The following is an 18,178-nucleotide window of genomic DNA, read 5'->3' as shown; positions in this document are numbered from 1 at the left end:
ACGTACCCGATCACGGCTTCGACATCGACCACGGTCGAGACGTCACCGCGGCCGCCCGCTGGCGGAAACCGAGCGGACGGCCGCGGGAGAACTCAGTAGGACGGCAGCGACGGGTCGACCGTGTTGACCCAGGAGACGATGCCACCCTGGACGTGCACGGCGTCCTTGAACCCGGCCGCCTTGACCGCCGCCAAGGCCTCCGCCGAACGCACCCCGGACTTGCAGTGCAGGACGATCTGCCGGTCCTGCGGGAAACGGGACAGCGCCTCGCCGGACAGAATCTCGCCCTTGGGGATCAACGTCGCGCCGGGGATCGAGACGATCTCGTACTCGGCGGGCTCCCGCACGTCGACCAGGAAGAAGTCCTTGCCCGAGTCCTGCATCTCCTTCAGCTCGCGGGCGGTGATCGTCGCGTCGACCGTGGCCTCCTGAGCCTCGGTCGAGACGGCGCCGCAGAAGTCCTCGTAGTCCTCGAGCAGGTCGGTGACCGTCGGGTTCTCGCCGCAAAGCGCGCAAGCCGGGTCCTTGCGGACCTTGATCTTGCGGTATTCCATTTCCAGCGCGTCGTAGACCATCAGCCGGCCGACCAGCGGCTCACCGATGCCGGTGATCAGCTTGATGGCCTCGTTGACCTGGATGGAACCGATCGACGCGCACAGCACGCCCAGCACGCCACCCTCGGCGCACGACGGGACCATGCCGGGCGGCGGCGGCTCCGGGTAGAGGCAGCGGTAGCAGGGGCCGTGCTCCTCCCAGAACACCGAGGCCTGGCCGTCGAAGCGGTAGATCGAGCCCCACACGTACGGCTTGCCGAGCAACACCGCCGCATCGTTGACCATGTACCGCGTGGCGAAGTTGTCGGTGCCGTCCACGATCAGGTCGTACGCGGAGAAGATCTCCTTGACGTTGTCGCGGTCCAACGCGGTGTTGTGGATGACCACGTCGATCAGCGGATTGATCTCGCGGATGCTCGCCGCGGCGGACTCGGCCTTGGGCCGGTCGACGTCGGACACGCCGTGAATGATCTGGCGCTGCAGGTTGGACTCGTCCACGGTGTCGAAGTCGACGATGCCGAGCGTGCCCACCCCGGCCGCGGCCAGATAGAGCAGCGCCGGCGAGCCCAGGCCACCGGCCCCGACCACGAGCACCTTGGCGTTCTTGAGCCGCTTCTGCCCGTCCATCCCCACGTCCGGGATGATCAGGTGACGGGAATAGCGGCGGATCTCCTCGACGGACAGCTCGGCGGCCGGTGCGACGAGCGGGGGCAGTGACACGGTGAACTCCCCGGGTTGACGGAAGGTGCGGCCACCATTGTTGCTCGATGCGGGCAACCATGGACATGACGTGCAACACCCGGCCCGGATCGCGGGACGTGCTCAGTCGACCGGGCTGCCCGCGTACCGCTTGCCGTCGAGGTAGGGCCATGGGTTCGCCACACAGCCGTCCAGGCCGTAGGTCTGCTGCATCATCACCGGGGCCGGCCTGCCCTTACCCGGACACGACTCGTGCCCGTGGCCGAGCTGATGACCCACTTCATGATTGATCGCGTACGCCCGATAGACCTCCACCGCGGCACCGTAGCCCTGCACGGCATCCCGCCACCGGTCCAGGTTCATCACCACCCGCCCCGGCAACCGGCACGACGTGAAGCCCTCCGTGTCGAGCCCACCCTTCGCGCACATCTTCTCCGACCGCTGCGCCGACGCCAGATAGATCGTGAACTCCGCGGCCTCCCCCGCCGGCACCCGCTGCATCCGGAGCTTCCCGCCGCCGATCCAGCTGCGCCGGTCGCCGAGGAGCCGGTCCACCTCGCCGGCGAAGTCCTCGCCTCGGGCCGTACCGAAACTTTCCTCCACCGCAACCCGGAATCGCCGCAACGTGCCGCCGCTGCCCAGCACGGGACCCTGCCCGCCCACCACCAGGAACCCGTCGGTTGTCACGCTCTGCTCCACCGGCTTTCCGGGTACGGGCGCAGCAGCCCGCAACGGACTCACCGGCGGCACCGGCGCTGGCGCAACCACCGCCCCGCCCTCCTCCTCCCGCAGCGCCTGACCCACGGCGAAGACGATCGCGGCAAGCATGAGCAGGAACAGGGCAGTCACCCGTCGCCGCCGCCGAAACAACCGCGCGGCCGGAGAAGCCCGCAGCACCCGACGAGTCGCCACGTCATGATGGCCCGCCGCGTACGCCGCAGCCGCGGAGCGCGAGGCGATCGTTGTCGTCGTCCTCTTCGCTACCGCACGCGGTGCCCGCGTCGCCACCGTGCTCGTCGTCGCCGACCGCAACACCGGCAGCCCGGCAGGTTCCTCAGCCCTAGCCATGACTCGGTCCAGCCTGCCAGAGCCAGCGGCACGTCACAGGCGTTCGGCGTCAGCGCCCTCGGCTCGCTCGGCAGCGCGTTCCTCGAGCAAACCCGCGATAGCCCGGGCCACCAGCCGCGGTACTTCCATCTGCGGCACATGGCCCACCCCGGGCAGGATCAGCAGCCGACTATCCGGAATCACCTTCGCCACCTGCGCCGGCACCCGCGGATCCACCAGCTCATCCCGCAGCCCACCGATCACCAGCGTCGGCGCGGTGATCCGGGCCGCCAACCGCCACTGCGACCCCGCCCCCGGCAGATAAGCCCGCAGGAAGCTCGACACCAGCCCCCGCAACGTGCCCAGGTACGCCTGCGGATAGTGCGCAACCGTATGCCGAAGCCTGATCTCCTCGATCGCCTCCGCCCGGCGCTGCTCGTTCACCTTCCCGGTGTCCCCGAAACAGGCAAGCATCACCTGCTCAGCCATCTCCTCCGCGGTCAACCGGGCCATCCCCCACGCGAAGATCCGGTCGGCGCGCGGCAAGGCGAGCAGCGGCAGCACCGGCGCCTGCGCCGTACGCCGCGGATCCAGGAAGGGCATCGCCGGGCTGATCAGCGTGAGCGTCCGCACCAGATCAGGGCGCAGGGCTGCGACGCGTACGCAAATAGACCCGCCCAGCGAATTGCCGACCAGATGGACCGGCCCCCGATCCGCGTGCTCCAGGCAGCCGATCAGCCGGTCGGCGAACGCGGCAATCGAATAGCGCCGGCTCGGATCGCTGTAGCCGAAGCCGGGCAGGTCGACGGCGTGCGCGTCCAGATATCCGGCGAGCAGTGCCGCAAGGTCGGTGAAGTTCTGCGACGAGCCGCCCAGTCCGTGCACGTAGACGGCTGGTTCAGCGCCGGGGGCGGTGGCGGGCGTGTCCCGTACGTGCAGCATCGTGCCGTTGATCGTGACCTTGCGGGCCGGCCACGGCGGCGGAACCGCCCCGTCCGGCGGCAGGACCTCATCCGCCGCAAGAACCGCGCCCTTCATCAGGACAACAACGCCTCGAGCCGCCGGTTCACGGCCGCGAGCGTGGCCCGCACCATCGCCTGCCGGTCATCCCCGGTCACCACGGCAGACCCGGCCAGCTGCTCCACCCAGCCGTCGGTAGCCAACAGGACAACCACCACGGCCACCTGCATCGACCCGAACGGTACGACCGCAGCATGCTCCACGAAGCACTTCGCCGGCCCATCAGCATGGTCGGAGTGCACGAGCAGCTCATCCACCGCACGCGACGTCGCCATGGCACACAACCGCAGCACGTACGCGTCGATCGCCGGCCCGGTGGCCTCCCCCGCCGCGACCGCACCATCGATGGTCAACGACACCCGCACGGTGGCCTCGGTCCCGACCGTGCCCACCTCGACCTGCTCGATCATCACCCGCGGGCCGGGCCGGTCGCCGGCCTCCAGCAGCGGGCGCGCCCCGGCGGCAACGCCTTCGCCTTCGGTCATTGGCGGGGTCGGGCGGCCGGCGGGATTGGGTTGGGCGGGCACGAACGGCAGGGCCGCGGCGGGTGGTTTGCCTGCAGGAGGTGGCTTGCCTGCCGACGCTGCCGCAGGCGGTCCGGGCTTGTTCGGCGGCTCGGCATGACCTCGTGCCGGGTCCCGCCCGGCAGGCGACGACTCGGCCGGCCAGGCGCCGAAACGCGTATCCGCCGGCGTGGCATGCGGGTCAGCGAAGCGTGCGTCCGTCGACGTGGCATGCGGGTCAGCAAGACGTGCATCCGCCGGCACAGCGTGCGGGTCAGGCGGGCGGGCGGCTGGGCGTGCATCCGCCGGCGCAGCGTGCGGGTCAGGCGGGCGGATGGCTGGGCGTGCATCCGCCGGCGAATCGGCTGGGGTCGGGGGGCCTACCGGGGTTTCTTCGGTCAGCGGGTCGACCAGTCCCGGGGGCACCGACCACGAGTCGGATAGTGGATCCGGAGGCTGCGTTACGGAGCGCATACCGGATGGTGGCGGCGCGGAACGCGGATTGAACGGCCGCAGCCCGGAACGGGGGCCATCGTCGCGCAGGTCGTCTGTGGGCAGATGAGAGCGCAAGTCTCTCGGAGCGGCGCCGGGTCCCGGTTCGGTTGGCGCGGAACTGAGCCGCGGTTCACTGAGGGGCGAGCCGGGCCGCGGGTCGGCCTGCTGAGGGTCGGCCCGCTGAGGGTCGGCAGCCCGGTGTCCGGTTGTGGGTGGCTGCGATGCAGAGCGTGGTCCAGTCGAGGGTGGCGCGGGCGAACCGGCAGCGGAGACCGTCGACGGCCCGGCAGGAATGCCCGTCGACAACCCAACAGGCGAGGCCGCGAGCGAACCGGTGGGCGTGGCCGACTCTGCTTCCGGCGACGATGGCCCACTGCGCAGGGCCGGACCGGCGGACATCGGCACCGAGCCAGCCTGCTGCTCCATGCCACCAGGTTGCGCCGAATGTGGCGCAGCCGAATGTGGCGCAAAGGCCGCCGGAGGCGCAGACGATGGTCCGGGCACCGGCAGAGGCGCAGACCTCGGCCCGGACCCGGCCGGAAGCACGGACCCTGGCCCAGGCCCAGATGGTGGCGCAGACCTGGGCACCGACGATGCTGGAGGCACAGTCCCGGGCCCACGCCCCGCGGGGGGCGCAGATCGAGGAGCTGAGGCTGCCGGAGGCATGGAACGCGGCGCGGAAGACACGGGTCCAGGAGTTGAGGCTGGCGGCGCGGTGGCTGCCGGGAAGCCGGACCGGGGTGCGGAGGCTGGGGGTGCAGAGCGGGGGGCCGTCAGCGGCGGGGTCTGGGTGGGCACGAGCGGGGAAGCGCCCTGCATCGCGGCGTCGAGGCCCATGCGCTCCTGGAGGAGGCGGGCGACGTGGCGGCTGACCTCGGCTGGGTCGGCGCCTTCGGACAGGTCGAGGCGGAGGCTGTGTGCGCCGGCCGGGGTGGTGCGCAGGGCCGCGTCGCGGACGCCGTCGACTTCGCGGACCGCGGCGAGGATGGCGTTGACGTCGAAGCCCTCTTGGCGTTCCTGCGACGTCAGGACGTCACCTCGACGCAGGTGCGTCGCGATGCGGGCCAGCGCGGGGGTCTCGGCCGAGGTTTCCACGGACGGCGGCTCCGGAACGGTGGGCACGTCCGGCTGGGCCGGGACGCGCTGCGGCAGAGCGGAGTGCGCTCCCGTTCCCGCGCCGCCGGGGTCGCCGGCCGGCCGAGCCGGGTATGCCGGTTGCGGTGACTGGTAGGGCAGCCGGCGTGGGTAACTGGCCGGATCGTACGGCGCCTGGGCCACTGAAGATTCCTCGGCGTTACCGGGTGCCGTCGGGTCGAGGGCGTGCCGGGCGGGGAAGGTCGGGCGCACGTCGTCCAGATCCCCCTCGTACGGGTAGGGCGGGGCGCTGGCGGGCAGTGCCGCTTCCTGGCTGTTGAGCCGCTGCGGGCCAAGCGGGTCTGGACGGCTCTGCGGACCAGCGGCACGGGGCGGCTGGTTCTGTCGGGGATCGACACCGTTCGGGGCGAGCGGTGACGCCGGATCCGGATAGCGCCCCCGGCCGTCGGACCAGCGCGACGCAGCGTTTTCCCCCCGCGGCGGCTCCCCCACGGAACGCGGCAGCTCCCCGCTGGGCTGGGCAGGAGGGGCCTGGGCGGACGAGGGCGGCTGAGCAGGAGGAGATTGCGCGAACGAGGGCGGCTGAGCAGGGGTTCGCGGCAACGAGCGGGCAGCGGACGGAAACGCCGGCGACGCCGGAGGTGGTGGTGTGGTCGATGGCGGTGCGGAAAAGGCCGATGGGGTGGGGGCGGCGCCAGGGCGAGCCGGGAAGGTCGAGGGCGATGACGGCTGGGCGGAGTAGGTCGGTGGGGTCGACGCCTGCGCGGTATAGGGGGCCGGGCGCGTCGAAGGCTGTGCTGGGGTGAACGACGGCGGGGGCGGCGCGGCGGTGAACGGGCGAATGTCACCCGGCGGAGGGTCAGCCGGAAGGGGTCGGGCGGCGAAGCGGGCGTCCGCGCCGGGCCGTCGCCAGGCGGGGACCTCGGCTTCCGGGTCGAGTGCCGCGCCGGTGGGGGACCACGGGCTCTCCCGCGTGGCCCAGCCGTTCAGGCGGGTGCGGTCGCGTGACTCGGCTCCGGAACCGCCGTCAGCGGTACCAGCGTCACCGGAATGCCCTGATTCGTCCACCACGCGCTCCTCGCTTGCCCACCGCTGAGGCTACCGTGTGGTGGCAGTAGCGATAAGTTGCAGCGTCGCGACAATTGCCCGCCCGGAACGCGACAGGCGACGAACCGGGCAATCCGCGTTCCTACGCGCGGTGGAAAGAGCTCGGAGGTTCTTGACATGACCGCTGCGTCCGGCGGGGCACAGACGGCGGGACGGCCCACCCGGCTGCCCCGCTCTGCGCGCCGTAAGCAACTGCTCGCGGCCGCGCAGGAAGTCTTCGTGGCTCAGGGCTATCACGCCGCCGCCATGGACGAGATCGCCGAGCGGGCCGGCGTCTCCAAGCCTGTGCTCTACCAGCACTTCCCCGGCAAGCTCGAGCTTTACTTGGCGCTGCTGGACACGCACTGCGACTCGATCATCGCCAAGGTCCGCGGGGCACAGCTCGCCACGCCGGACAACAAGGAGCGGGTCAAGGGCGCCGTCCGCGCGTACTTCGACTTCATGGACCACGAGAGCGAGGCCTTCCGCCTGGTCTTCGAGTCCGACCTGCGCAACGACCCGCAGGTGCGGGAACGGGTGGAGCGCGTCGAGCAGGGCTGCATCGCCGCGATCACCGACACGGTGGTCTCCGACACCGGCTTGAATCAGCCGAGCGCGGAATTGCTCGCCGCGGGCCTGGTCGGCGCGGCCGGGGCAGCCGCCCAATTCTGGCTCGCCAACGGCCGACAGACCGCCAAGGACGAGGCGGAAGCCCTGGTCACGGCCCTGGTATGGCGGGGCATTTCGAGCTTCCCGTTGCAGGGTGAGTCATCGGCCGGAACAACTACGGAAATCGGATAGCCTTTGCGGGAGGACTGCTGAGAGGGAGGGGACCCGTGGAGGTCAAGATCGGCGTGCAGTACGCCCCACGCGAGCTGACACTGGAGAGCGCGCAGACGCCGGCCGAGGTCGAGCAGCTTGTCGCCGAGGCGATGGAGAAGGACGGCGTTCTGTCCCTCACCGATGAGAAGGGCCGCAAGGTGATCATCCCGATCGCCAAGGTCGCGTACGTGGAGATCGCCGAGAGCAGCACCCGCCCGTTCGGCTTCACCACCCGCTGACGAACGCGGCCCCGCCGGCACGGGAGATACGCGCCGGCGAGCGCACCGTACTGCCGTGATCAGGGGGCCGCGAGGCCCCCTGACGCATTTCCGCAGCCTGGACGACCGCTTTGCGTAGGCCGTCACCTTCGGCCTGAGGTGCGAAATCTCTCCGTCAGGTAGACTTGCCAGCGTCGCCGCCGACATCGACCCGTCCGGCCTGTTCCATCCAGCCTGATCGAGCCAGCCTGATCGAGCTCCATCCAGCCTGATCGAGGGTGATCGACCGGCCTGCCCGGTCCCGGCCCGGACGCTTTCCGGCCCGGATTGATCACGGCCGGTCCGAGCCGGATACCGCCGGCCCGGGTTCGACCCGTTCTGGTCCACCACGGCCTGGTTCGGCTCGGCCGATTTCGCCGCGGCGACGCGCGTGCGGCCCGCGAGCATTTCTCGCGTGTGGCCCGCGCCCTACCCAGACGCGCCCAGGACTTCGACGGGCGCACCACGAGAGGCACCCGTAGAACTCCATGACCGACATCTCGAACAGCGACACCGAACCCGCCCTGGTACCGGCCCTGACCCGCGCCCCCGTCCGTTCCGACAGCCCGACGTTCGCCGAGTTGGGCGTCCGGGCCGAGACGGTGGAGGCGCTGGCCGCGGCCGGCATCACCCGGGCCTTCGCGATCCAGGAGTACGCCCTTCCGATCGCGCTGCGCGGCACCGACCTGATCGGCCAGGCGCCGACCGGCACCGGTAAGACCCTCGGCTTCGGCCTGCCCATCCTGGAGCGGGTGACCGCACCGTCCGAGGGCGCCGATGGTCAGCCGCAGGCCCTCATCGTCGTCCCCACCCGCGAGCTGGGCCTGCAGGTGGCCCGCGACCTCGCCGCGGCCGGCGCCACCCGCGGCGTGCGGGTGCTGCCGATCTACGGCGGCGTGGCGTACGAGCCGCAGGTGGAGCAGCTCAAGAAGGGCGTCGAGATCCTGGTCGGCACCCCGGGTCGGCTGCTCGACCTGGCGAAGCAGAAGCAGCTCAAGCTGGCCTCGATCAAGGCGCTGGTGCTGGACGAGGCCGACCGGATGCTCGACCTCGGCTTCCTCGAGGACGTCGAGAAGATCCTGGCCATGCTGCCGGAGCAGCGGCAGACGATGCTGTTCTCGGCCACCATGCCGGACCCGATCGTCGCGCTGTCCCGCCGCTTCCTGAGCCACCCGGTGACCATCCACGCCGGCCACACCGCGGACAGCGGTCCGTCCCCGCTGACCAAGCAGGTCGTCTACCGCACTCACCCGCTGAACAAGCTGGAGATGGTGGCGCGCATCCTGCAGGCCAAGGACCGCGGCCTCACCATGATCTTCACGCGGACCAAGCGGGCGGCCGACCGGGTCGCCGAGGACCTCGACTTCCGCGGCTTTGCGGTCGCGGCCGTGCACGGTGACCTCGGTCAGGGCGCCCGCGAACGGGCACTGCGCGCGTTCCGTACCGGAAAGATCGATGTGTTGGTTGCGACCGACGTCGCGGCCCGCGGTCTGGACGTCTCCGGCGTCACGCACGTGATCAACTACGACTGCCCGGAGGACCCGGACACCTACACGCACCGGATCGGCCGCACCGGCCGTGCCGGCGCGACCGGCGTCGCCGTGACCTTCGTGGACTGGGAGGACATGCCGCGCTGGGTGCTCATCGACAAGTCGATGGGGCTCAGCATGCCGCAGCCGCCCGAGACGTACCACACGTCGGAGGCCCTCTACCACGACCTGGACATTCCCACGGATGTCTCCGGCACGCTGCCGACCGCCGAACGCAGCCGCGCCGGGCTGTCGGCCGAGGTCGAAGAGGACCTGGGCGGCACCCGTCGGCGGGGTCGCGGCGAGTCCACCCGGTCGTCCCGCCCGGAACGCGGCCGCAGCCGTGGTCGCGGTCGCAGCGGCGACGATGCGTCCGAGTCACCGGCTGCCCCGGCCGCGGACGGGGAGACCTCCGACCGGCCGCGCCGGCAACGTCGCCGTCGCCGGGCCGGAGAACCCGTTTCGGGTACGCCCGAAGCAGCCGACGCCGCACCTTCAGTGGCTTCCCCGGCGACCGAGGCTGCCAAAACTCCCCGGGCCTCCGAGGATGGCGACGCGGCCGAACCCGCTGAGGGTGGCCGTCCTCGCCGCCGCCGTCGCCGCAGCGGACGCAGTGGCGAGTCCGGCTCGGAGATGACCGGCGGTTCCGACGCCGGTGTCGGCACCGGCGCGGAAAGCTGATCCGTTAGACGCCGAACCGATCTGACAACACGAGAAAGGCGTCCCACCTGAGGGGGTGGGACGCCTTTGTCGTGTCCGATGCCGTGAGTCGACCCGGGTGCGCTGGGCCCGAAGCTCAGTGGCGGGGTTCGACGCCGAGGGCGGCGCAGGCTTCCTGGTACATGCGGACCGCTTCGCCGCGGACCTGGCGGCGTTCGGTCAGGCGCTCGCGGAACGGGATGCGGACCGGGACCGCGATGCCGTGCACGGTGGCTTCGAAGTCCATGCCGTCGGCGTCCATGCCGGACATCCGAGCAGCGCTGGCCGCATCGGCGCCGCCCAGGCCCCGGACGATGAGCACGTTGTCGTCGGCGTGGTCGCCGTTCATGTGCTCGGCGATCTGAGCCACGACATCCGGCGGGAACGGGGTGGCCGCGTCGGTGTCGGTCATGCGGACCAGCGCTCCTTCAGCTCGGCCAGAACGGCGATGTTCAGCCGGTACGCCTCGGACACCTCGGCCAGCAACAGCTGCGCGTCCTCCGGCGAGAACGCAGCCTCGTCCAGCAGTGCGCGGTAGCGGTTGCGGAACGCCGGCGGCGACACGCCCTCGAACACGAAGAACTGGTGGCCGGCGCCGTTCAGGCCGTACGCCTTGGCGATGGCCGGGCCGAGGAACTGGCCGCCGGAGAGGTCGCCGAGGTACCGCGTGTAGTGGTGGGCGACGAAGGCCCACGGCTGGTCGAAGGCAACTGCGCGCAGCCGGGCGCAGTACTCCTGCGTCGCGGGCAGCGCCGCGAGGCGGGGGCTGCCCGGGGCTGCGTCCGGCGCCAGCACGGCAAGGTCGGCGGTGAGGGCGGGCAGCCGGGTCAGCTCGGGAAGGACGAAGGCGCCGGCGACCGGGTCGGCGGCCATCGCCGCAGCGGCCTGCTCCAGCGTTTCGTAGATGAACCAGTGCTGGGCGGCAAGATCCGCGTACGCCTCTCGCGGCAGGGTGCCGGCGGCGAGACGGTCGAGGAACCCGCTGCCCTGGGCGTCGTCGTGCTCGGAACGGGTTCCGGTGCGCAGCCGGACGGACAGTCGTTGAACGTCAGGTTCGGCCAACGTCATCGCAGCACCTCCATGCCGATGGTTAGGGGAGCCTAACAAAGTCCGGCCGGTTTGGAGATCGACGGTGGCCCCGGGGCAGAATGGGGAAATGCCTCTGCCCCTGGACACCGCCCTCGCCGAGGTGCGTGAGCTCGTCCTCAGCCCCACACTGACCCGCGCAGTAGCGGCCGGCAAGCGGCGCGGCGCCACCCCGTCAGTGCAGCGGGCGGAGCTGCGCCCGGTCGCGCTCAAAGACGGGCGCAGGTTGCAGATCGTCACGGATGACGGCTCCCGGCCGTACACGAGAAATGTCGCGGAGGGCGAGGCGGCGACGGCGGTCGATGCCCTCCTGGCCGAGCCGTTCGGCAACTGGCACATCGAAACCGAGACAGCGACCGTGCAGGTCCGCATCACGAAGAAGGGCGACGCCCAGGTGCACCGGTCCGGCGCGACGGCGGCCCCGGTGCCGCAGCAGCACGACCGCGCCAAGCAGTGGCTCCTCGACCCGGGCGATCCACTGTTCGGCGTGATCGGCGGCAACGCGGCGAAACGCCGCCAGGTCGACGCGTTCCTGCGGGCCCTGGCCGCCACGCTGCCTGAGGAGCTGCCATCGCCGCTGCGCGTCGTCGACCTGGGCTGCGGCAATGCCTACCTCACCTTCGCGGCCTACCGATACCTCAGCGAACGCACGGCCGTCCAGGTGGTGGGAGTCGACGTCCGCGAGGATCAGCGGGTACGCAATTCCGCCGTCGCCGAGCAATTGGGCTGCGCAGATGCGGTGTCCTTCGTGGCGGGCACCATCGCGGACGCGACCGTGACATCGGCGCCGGACTTGGTGCTCGCCCTGCACGCCTGCGACACCGCCACAGATCAGGCGCTGGCGCGGGCCGTGCACTGGAACGCACGCTGGGTGCTCACGGCGCCCTGCTGCCACCACGACATCGCCGCGCAGCTGAAGGGGCATGCGGCTCCTTCCCCGTACGCGGAGATCACCCGGCATGCCATCCTGCGGGAGCGCTTCGCGGACGTCCTCACCGACTCGCTGCGGTCCGCTCTGCTGCGTTTGCAGGGCTACAAGGTGGAGGTGGTCGAGTTCGTCGACTCCCAGCACACGCCCCGCAATTTGCTGCTGCGGGCACGCCGGACCGGCACGCCGCCGACCGAAGCCCAGCGCGACGAGTACCGGGCACTGACCGCCACCTGGGGCGTGACGCCCGCCTTGGAAAAGCTGCTCACTCCACCACTGTAGAAAAGGCGACGGTGTGGACCTTGCCGGCTACTTGGAAGTCAAAGAACATGCGGTAGCGGCCCGGACCCGGCGCAGCCAGCCAAAACTTCACGCCGCCGGCGACCGGGCCGGCTTCCGGATGCACGTGGACGTAACCCACATCGCCCTCGCGCAGCACCACCAGGTGCCCGAAAGCGCCCAAATAGGGCTCCAGGGCAGCCGGCTTGCCGTCAGCACCGCGCACCGACATCAGGATGGGCTGCGTGCTGCCGATCTGGGGCTTGCCGCGGTACTGAACGGAGAAACCGTCCGTGCTCGCCTCAGCGACCGGCGCGGGGAGTTCCGCCGGCGTGAAGTCCCCGGCGACCATCAGATCGATGCCCAGCGTCGCCGGTGTCTGCTGTCCACCGACGACAGCAGTGAAATCCGCGATGGCCCGATAGCTGCCCGGCGCGGCCAAGGTGAGGTCGATGCTCCACGTGCCGTCCGCGGCCATCGTGGGATGCAGGTGCTGGAACCCGGTGAGATCCCGCCGAACCACGACCAGGTGCAACGGCTTGTCATGCACGACCGCGTACGTGGTGATCGGCGCTCCGCCCGCACCCGTGACCTTGAAGGTGAACGGCTGTGCGCGACCGGCGGTGAACTGGACCGACGCCGGCTGCAAGGTCAGTCCACTCGCCGTCAGCGCCAAACCGCCGACTGTTTGCGTGGCGGCACCCGAGCCGGCCACCTGCGTGACGGTTCCGTCCGCGTTGTGCTGGTGCGGGGCTGCGCCGGAATCGTCATGCGGGGCGGCCGGTGCAGCGGCGGCGGCGTTGTGGGTGCCGTGCGAGGCAGACTGCTGCTGGGTGGCGGGCGGGGTGGCCCGGGTTTGGTCGACGGAGTTGTTGAGGCGGCCGATGCCGTACCCGGCGAAGAGCACCACCACGACGAGGGCGCCGAAAGCGGCCAGCTTGAATCCGGCGCTCTGGTCTCCGCTATCGACGGGAGCTTGGGCAGCGTTGCCGCCCTCGATGCTGGCGTTGTTGCCTTCGACCTTGCCGCCACCGTTGCTTGTGTTCTTGTCGTTGGCGGTGCCGCCGCCGGGGCTGGCGTTGCCGCTGCCGGGGCTGGCGTTGCCGCTGCCGGGGCTGGCGTTGCCGCTGCCGGGGCTGGCGTTGCCGCTGCCGGGGCTGGCGGTGCCGGGGGGCGGGGCGTTCTCGGGGGTGTCGGGCATCTTTCCGGGGGTGTCAGGCATCGGTTTTTCGGCGGGGGTGTCAGGCATCGGTGAGCTCGTAGCCAGCCTCGTCGACGGCCGCGCGGACCGCCTCGGTGGTCAGCGGCTCGGCACTGGTGATGGTGACGGCTGCGGCGGTGAGGTCGACTTGGACGTCCGTGACCCCCGGAAGGCCGGAGAGTTCACCGGTTACGGCCTGGACGCAGTGTCCGCAGGTCATGCCTTTAACGGTGTAGGTGGCGGTGACGGCCATGGCGATCGCTCCTTCGTAGTGTTCGGTCAACGTCGCAGTTCAGGAACGGACAAGACGCGCGATCGCGTCGGTGGCTTCCTTGACCTTCGCAGCGGGGTCGCCAGCCCGGGCGGCATCGACGACGCAGTGCGCGAGATGATCCCCCAGCAGCCCGACCGCCACCGCCTGCAGCGCGCTCTTCGCGGCGGAGATTTGCGTCAAGACGTCGATGCAATAGGTGTCCTCGTCGACCATCCGCTGCAGTCCGCGAATCTGTCCCTCGATCCGCCGCAACCGGCTGAGCAGCGCGGCTCTATCACCAGAGTAGCCGTGCGGCCCCGCGTGCTCGTCGTCCGTGGTCATGCCGGCCAGCATACCCCCCTACCGTATGTGTCGCGTCTAGGTACGCCGAGGTGAGCGGGGCGCAGCCGAACCACGGCAATTCGCGGGGCGTTGCCCTACGTGGACTCCCTCGCCAAGCGGATCCGCCCGAGCTCGGTGAACCGTGTCTCGGCGTGCGGGGGTAGCGGATCGGATCCCATAGGGTGCCGCAGCTGCAGGGCCGTGCGCGCCGAAATGTCGCCGGCGGCGTGGAGCGGCCGCGATCTCCACGATCGCGGTCGAGCCGTGCGGGCACGATCTTGCCAGCCACCGAGGCGTGGCTTATAGACGATTTGTCTCGTTGAGAGCGTTGTGTCGTCTACCGTGACCGCCCGATCCACCGCCGCACTGCTCACGGCGCTCTCCTCGGCGCTGCTGTCGGCGTTGCTACTCCTGGGCACATTCACGTCGGCCTACGCCGCCACTCCCCTCCCGGCGCTCGCGCCACCTGGTTCGGCGATCGCGTTCTTAGCTTCGGCGCTTGAGTCCTCTGGCTCGGTGCTCGAGTCCTCTGGCTCGGCGCTTGAGTCCTCTGGCTCGGCGCTCGAGTCCTCTGGCTCGGCGCTCGAGTCCTCGGGCTCGGCGGTTGCGTTCCGCAGCTTGGCGCTTGAGTTCTCCGGTTCAAGGACTCAGTTGCCCGGCTTGGCGCCTCAGTTCTCCGGCTTGGCGCTTGAGTCCTCTGGCTCGTTGGTTGCGTTCCGCAGCTCGGCTCTCGCATCGCCCGGCGAATGGTCGGGCGCTGCTGGGTTGGCGTTTACTCAGAAGCGGCCAAGTAAGGCGGAGCTGGACCAACACATTGCCACCGCTTCTCGTCGACTTGAGGTGGTCGTCGAAAAGTTCAACACCTCCCGGGAGGACCTGCGCGACACCCGCCAGCGCACCGCCCAACTTGGCGCCCAACTCGGCCCGCTGACCCGGGAACTCGCGCAGCGCCAGGCCCTCGTGGACGGACTCCTCTCGAATACGTACCAGCGCACCCGCACCGGCCCAACAATGGCGCTGTTCGCATCGGATCAACCCCATGAGTTCGTCGACAAACTCCTCGTGCTGCACCAGCTCGCAGCGGAGGAACGTCGCGCCGCTGACGACCTCCGCGAAGCCCGTGCCAAGGTGGACGGTACTCGCGCAATGCTCGACGCCCTCTCCGCCCAACAGAGACGACAGCAAATCCAGCTCAACACCCGCAAGGCCACCGTCGAAGGCGAAATCGTCGCCCTCAAACAGATGCGAGCAATCGCGTACGGTGGCGGCTCGCGTTACACCGACTCCGGCGACATTCCGGCCCCCGAGTACGTACCCGGTCCCGCCGGGCGGGTGGTCGACTTTGCCTTCAACCAGCTCGGCAAGCCGTACCGCTGGGGTGCAGATGGTCCGGGCTCATACGACTGCTCCGGCCTTACGCTCGCAGCCTGGCGAACTGTGGGCGTACACCTCCCCCATAACGCGGCGCGCCAGTATGCCTCGGAAGGCCACGTCGGCCGATCCGACCTGCGACCCGGCGACCTCGTGTTCTTTTATGGCCCCATCAGCCACGTCGGCATCTATATCGGCAGTGGCCGCATGATCCACGCACCGGAGTACGGCGAGAACGTCCGAGTGGCGAGCATCGACTCTCAGCCCATCGCCGGCTTCGCCCGCCCCGGCTGACCCGCCTGGGCCCGCCCCAACTGACCCGCCTGGACCCGCCCCAACTGACCCGCCTGGACCCGCCCCAACTGACCCGCCTGGACCCGCCCCAACTGACCCGCCTGGACCGCCCCGAATGACCGGCCCGGGCCCGCCCAGCAACCCCGAATACTGGAAGTCCCCTAACTACTCCCGGATAGCGGTCCTTGGTGGACCGGCCCCCAAGCCATTTGGGCAACCTGACCCGATCGGCCTGTAACGCCAAGACCACCGGCGCGCGAGGAATCCGCCCGCATCATTGCCGCCGGCCTGCCCGAATCCTCGAGTGTCGACCGCGGTGAGGGCAGCCACCTAGCGTCAGGCGGCTATTGCGAGGGCAAGAGGCATCACCCCCGGGGCGCCTGCTCGGCGGAGGGCGCGGCCTGCGAGAGCCATCGTCCAGCCTGAGTCGACCAGGTCGTCGACCAGCAGGATGGGGCCGGTGAGCTCGGTCAGGACGGCGGCGACGTCGGGCGGGACGGTAAAGGCATCGTGCAGGGCCAGCACGCGCTGCGCGCTGTTGCCTCGTGGTCCGTCGTTGCCGATGTGGGATGAGGACAGTGTTCCGAGCATGGGCAGCCGGCCCACCGTCGCGATTCGGGACGCGATGCTGGTGACGAGTTGGGGGTGGCGGTGGGAACCGACCGCGACGACTGCAACCGGCCGATCGGACCAGGCGTCATCGCCATGCGCCCAGCTCTTGAGGACGTCGACCACGGCCGCGGCGAGCTCGTCAGAAATCGGTCCGTCCGGGGCTTCCGGGCCGACGAGTGCGCGCAGCTTTGCTCCCCAGCCCTGGTCGGACAGGCGGCCTACCGCACGGCCGGAAGTGATCTGGTCACCCGGAGAGATTTTCCCTTTGAGGGCGACTCCCACGGTTGCCATGCCGGTCGGCCAGAGCTTCTTCGGGGTGATGTCGACGCCGGCACGACCGAGGAAGGCGTTCGTGGCGGCCAGCGAGGCGGTTGTCACCTCCGCGTCAAACTGGGGTGCTGTGCACGTGTCGCACCGGCCGCAGGCTACCGCGTCGGGATCGTCCAAGCAGCGGCGCAGAAACTCCATGCGGCACGCTGTCGTTCTGGCGTACTCAAGCATGGTTTTCTGCTCGGCGCTCCGCGCTTCGGCGACGCGCTGGAGCCGGGCGGTGTCGTAGGTCCAGGGTTGGCCGGTGGCGAGCCAGCCGCCTCGGGTGCGGCGCACAGCGCCGTCGACGTCGAGGACCTTGAGCATCAGTTCGAGGCGGGCGCGGCGCAGGTCGACGACGGGTTCGAGGGCCTGTGTCGACATCGGCCGGTCGGCAGGCAGTGCGGCGAGCACGGCGCGCACCTGCTCCTCGGGTGGGAACGCGAGTGACGCGAAGTAGCGCCAGATGGCGACATCCTCCTGGCCGGGGAGCAGCAAGACCTCGGCATGGTCCACGGCTCGGCCTGCCCGGCCGACCTGCTGGTAGTAAGCAATCGGCGACGGTGGCGCCCCGAGGTGCACGACGAAACCGAGGTCCGGTTTGTCGAAACCCATGCCGAGCGCGGACGTTGCCACCAACGCTTTGATCTTGTTGTCGAGCAGGTCCTGCTCGGCAGCGCGGCGGGCGGCATCCTCGACCTGCCCTGTGTACGAAGCGACGGGGAAGCCACGGCTGTGCAGGAACTCGGCGGTTTCGGTGGCGGCGGCAACCGTCAGCGTGTAGACGATGCCGGAGCCCGGGAACTTCTCGAGGTGATCGGCCAGCCAGGCGAGGCGGTGCGCCGGATCTGGCAGCTCCAGCACGGCAAGGCGCAGAGAGTCGCGGTCGAGCGTGCCGCGCAGCACCAGTGCGTCACCGAGCTGGTCGGCGACGTCGGCGGTCACGCGGGCGTTGGCGGTGGCGGTGGTCGCCAACACCGGCGTCCGCGTCGGAAGCCCGGCAAGGAAAGTGCGGAGCCGCCGGTAGTCGGGGCGGAAATCGTGGCCCCAGTCGGACACGCAATGGGCCTCGTCGACCACCAGCAAGCCGGTGCTGGCCGCCAAGCCGGGCAGCACGTTGTCGCGGAAGTCCGGATTGTTGAGCCGCTCGGGGCTGATCAGCAGCACGTCGACCGTTCCGCCGCGGATCTCGGCGGTGATCTCGTCCCATTCGTCGAGGTTGGCGGAGTTGATGGTGCGCGCCCTGATGCCGGCACGAGCGGCGGCCTCCACCTGGTTGCGCATGAGCGCCAGCAGGGGTGACACGATGACGGTCGGTCCGGCTGGCGGGTCACCCGGCTCAGCTGTGACACCGTCCCGCAGCAGCGCGGTGGCGACGAAGTAGACCGCAGACTTGCCCCACCCGGTGCGCTGCACGCACAGCACCCGGCGGCGGTCGACCACAAGTGCCTCGATCGCCCGCCATTGGTCCTCGCGCAGCACGGCATGATCACCGGCGAGCCGGCGCAGCACCTCCTCGGCGCACTCCCGGACGGCCGCCCGTTCTGCCTCGCTGACCTCGTTCCGCGTCATCTCCACCACGACCGCATGTCTATCAGCCCGGACCGACAAGAGCCGGGTTATCCACAGGCGGCCACGTTGTCCACAGGCCTTCGGCGATCCGGTCGACAAGTCATTTCGCCGGTGGCAGCGTGAAG

At 70.2% G+C, this 18,178-nt stretch carries 16 protein-coding genes; 6 read left to right on the top strand and 10 right to left on the bottom strand.

Annotated features, from left to right (window positions below):
• Window positions 1–92: 92 nt before the first annotated feature.
• The 4 genes from moeZ to ACIA1L_RS08170 form a co-directional block, all read right to left on the bottom strand.
• Complete coding sequence (gene moeZ, locus ACIA1L_RS08185; RefSeq protein ID WP_396071871.1) at window positions 93–1,274, bottom strand: adenylyltransferase/sulfurtransferase MoeZ; 1,182 nt, start codon at window positions 1,272–1,274, stop codon at window positions 93–95.
• A 102-nt stretch (window positions 1,275–1,376) separates the two neighbouring features.
• On the bottom strand, window positions 1,377–2,321 hold the full coding sequence (locus tag ACIA1L_RS08180) for a DUF3152 domain-containing protein (RefSeq protein WP_396071870.1): 945 nt from the start codon (window positions 2,319–2,321) through the stop codon (window positions 1,377–1,379).
• 33 nt (window positions 2,322–2,354) lie between these two features.
• A complete protein-coding gene (locus tag ACIA1L_RS08175; protein ID WP_396071869.1) occupies window positions 2,355–3,338 on the bottom strand; it encodes an alpha/beta fold hydrolase in 984 nt (327 codons plus the stop codon).
• Window positions 3,338–3,847: a hypothetical protein gene (locus tag ACIA1L_RS08170; protein WP_396071867.1), complete on the bottom strand. Its 510-nt coding sequence runs from the start codon at window positions 3,845–3,847 to the stop codon at window positions 3,338–3,340. Before ACIA1L_RS08170 ends, ACIA1L_RS08175 begins: the two co-directional genes overlap by 1 nt.
• Window positions 3,848–5,179: 1,332 nt before the next feature.
• Between ACIA1L_RS08170 and ACIA1L_RS08165 the strand changes: the two genes are divergently transcribed.
• The 4 genes from ACIA1L_RS08165 to ACIA1L_RS08150 all read left to right on the top strand — a co-directional run bounded on the left by ACIA1L_RS08165 (window position 5,180) and on the right by ACIA1L_RS08150 (window position 9,788).
• Complete coding sequence (locus ACIA1L_RS08165; protein WP_396071866.1) at window positions 5,180–5,542, top strand: hypothetical protein; 363 nt, start codon at window positions 5,180–5,182, stop codon at window positions 5,540–5,542.
• Window positions 5,543–6,637: 1,095 nt separating this feature from the next.
• On the top strand, window positions 6,638–7,300 hold the full coding sequence (locus tag ACIA1L_RS08160; protein WP_396071865.1) for a TetR/AcrR family transcriptional regulator: 663 nt from the start codon (window positions 6,638–6,640) through the stop codon (window positions 7,298–7,300).
• Between the two features lie 35 nt (window positions 7,301–7,335).
• Window positions 7,336–7,560, top strand: a complete 225-nt coding sequence (locus tag ACIA1L_RS08155) for a DUF3107 domain-containing protein (protein WP_396071864.1) — start codon at window positions 7,336–7,338, stop codon at window positions 7,558–7,560.
• Between the two features lie 506 nt (window positions 7,561–8,066).
• Entirely contained in the window at window positions 8,067–9,788 is a 1,722-nt protein-coding gene (locus tag ACIA1L_RS08150) for a DEAD/DEAH box helicase (RefSeq protein ID WP_396071863.1), read from the top strand.
• 115 nt (window positions 9,789–9,903) lie between these two features.
• Here ACIA1L_RS08150 and ACIA1L_RS08145 read toward each other — a convergent pair whose 3' ends face one another.
• Together ACIA1L_RS08145 and ACIA1L_RS08140 are read right to left on the bottom strand one after the other, a co-directional pair.
• Window positions 9,904–10,218: a DUF2470 domain-containing protein gene (locus ACIA1L_RS08145; protein ID WP_396071861.1), complete on the bottom strand. Its 315-nt coding sequence runs from the start codon at window positions 10,216–10,218 to the stop codon at window positions 9,904–9,906.
• The gene (locus ACIA1L_RS08140) at window positions 10,215–10,874 is read right to left on the bottom strand and encodes a heme oxygenase (biliverdin-producing) (protein ID WP_396071860.1); all 660 of its coding nucleotides are present in this window, start codon (window positions 10,872–10,874) and stop codon (window positions 10,215–10,217) included. Before ACIA1L_RS08140 ends, ACIA1L_RS08145 begins: the two co-directional genes overlap by 4 nt.
• Window positions 10,875–10,962: 88 nt before the next feature.
• On the opposite strand from ACIA1L_RS08140, the gene ACIA1L_RS08135 reads away from it, so the two are divergent.
• Entirely contained in the window at window positions 10,963–12,102 is a 1,140-nt protein-coding gene (locus ACIA1L_RS08135) for a class I SAM-dependent methyltransferase (RefSeq protein WP_396071859.1), read from the top strand.
• Here ACIA1L_RS08135 and ACIA1L_RS08130 read toward each other — a convergent pair.
• The 3 genes from ACIA1L_RS08130 to ACIA1L_RS08120 are packed head-to-tail and all read right to left on the bottom strand — an operon-like array spanning window position 12,086 to window position 13,895.
• Window positions 12,086–13,348 (bottom strand): hypothetical protein, encoded by a 1,263-nt coding sequence (locus tag ACIA1L_RS08130; RefSeq protein ID WP_396071858.1) that lies wholly within the window; start codon window positions 13,346–13,348, stop codon window positions 12,086–12,088. The genes ACIA1L_RS08135 and ACIA1L_RS08130 overlap by 17 nt on opposite strands.
• Complete coding sequence (locus ACIA1L_RS08125) at window positions 13,341–13,553, bottom strand: heavy-metal-associated domain-containing protein (RefSeq protein WP_396071856.1); 213 nt, start codon at window positions 13,551–13,553, stop codon at window positions 13,341–13,343. The genes ACIA1L_RS08130 and ACIA1L_RS08125 overlap by 8 nt, the downstream gene beginning before the upstream one ends.
• Window positions 13,554–13,592: 39 nt before the next feature.
• Window positions 13,593–13,895, bottom strand: coding sequence for a metal-sensitive transcriptional regulator (locus tag ACIA1L_RS08120; RefSeq protein WP_396071855.1), 303 nt, complete (start codon window positions 13,893–13,895; stop codon window positions 13,593–13,595).
• 342 nt (window positions 13,896–14,237) lie between these two features.
• Between ACIA1L_RS08120 and ACIA1L_RS08115 the strand changes: the two genes are divergently transcribed.
• The gene (locus tag ACIA1L_RS08115; protein ID WP_396071853.1) at window positions 14,238–15,560 is read left to right on the top strand and encodes an NlpC/P60 family protein; all 1,323 of its coding nucleotides are present in this window, start codon (window positions 14,238–14,240) and stop codon (window positions 15,558–15,560) included.
• A gap of 336 nt (window positions 15,561–15,896) precedes the next feature.
• Here ACIA1L_RS08115 and ACIA1L_RS08110 read toward each other — a convergent pair whose 3' ends face one another.
• Window positions 15,897–18,053: a DEAD/DEAH box helicase gene (locus ACIA1L_RS08110; protein ID WP_396072445.1), complete on the bottom strand. Its 2,157-nt coding sequence runs from the start codon at window positions 18,051–18,053 to the stop codon at window positions 15,897–15,899.
• Window positions 18,054–18,178 lie beyond the last annotated feature (125 nt).

The organism is Actinoplanes sp. NPDC051859, from assembly GCF_044452725.1.
Taxonomy (GTDB): Bacteria; Actinomycetota; Actinomycetes; order Mycobacteriales; family Micromonosporaceae; genus Actinoplanes.
This window is presented reverse-complemented; position numbering and strand designations above follow the sequence as displayed.